We start from the raw sequence: 705 nt of genomic DNA, 5'->3' as shown, positions 1-705 counted from the left end.
CATAGACGACGCCGGGTCTCTTCGAATTGAATCCCCCGGACTTCTCCTCGATCTCCTTGATGCGGTCGTAGCCATCTCCCGTCTGCTTCTCGATGCTTTCTAGAGCGAAGAGCCGAAGGTCACCGGAGGCGAGCATGCGCACGATGCGCCAGCCGCCGCCCCAGTTGCCGAAATTCTCGTCACCCGCCATGCGCGCGAACCTGTGCCAGTTCTGTCTCTTCTCCCCATCTGACCCTGCCTTCCCTCCATCTCTTTTCTCTCTCCTTCGTCTCCTCCTTCTTCTTCTTCTTCCCTTTCCTTCCCCTTCTCTCTTCACCCTCCCGTCTTCTTCCTCCCCTCCTTCTCCCCCATCACCTACTTCCTCCCCTCTCCCCTCCTCCCCTCCCTCCTCCCCTTTCTCTTCCGTCCTTCCCTCCTCCCCCTTCCTCCCCCCCTCCTCCCTCTCCTTTCCTCCCTCTCTCCCCCCTTTTTTCCCTTCTTTCTCCTCCTCCCTTCCCCTCCTCTCCCTCCCCTTTCCTCACCCCGCCTCTCCTCTCATCCTTTCCTTCCTCCTCCAGCCGCTGCTTCCCCTCTCCCCCTGCCTCTCCCCTCCGCCCTGCCTGCTTTTGCTTCCCGTGCCCTTCTTCAGCCTCTCTTCTCTGTTTCGCCTTCGCTTTCCCTTCCTCTCCCTCTCCTTTCTTCCCCTGTCCCCTCCCTCCCTCTTTC

2 pseudogenes are annotated in these 705 nt (G+C 60.4%); both read right to left on the bottom strand.

From position 1 onward, the window contains the following. Window positions 1-316: pseudogene (locus VE25_RS22585) on the bottom strand (hypothetical protein); the annotation flags it as partial. 34 nt (window positions 317-350) lie between these two features. Next, a pseudogene (locus VE25_RS22845) lies at window positions 351-705 on the bottom strand (hypothetical protein); the annotation flags it as partial.

It is taken from the genome of Devosia geojensis (assembly GCF_000969415.1).
GTDB lineage: Bacteria > Pseudomonadota > Alphaproteobacteria > Rhizobiales > Devosiaceae > Devosia > Devosia geojensis.
The sequence above is the reverse complement of the archived record's forward strand: the minus strand, read 5'-3'. Positions and strand labels throughout refer to the sequence as shown.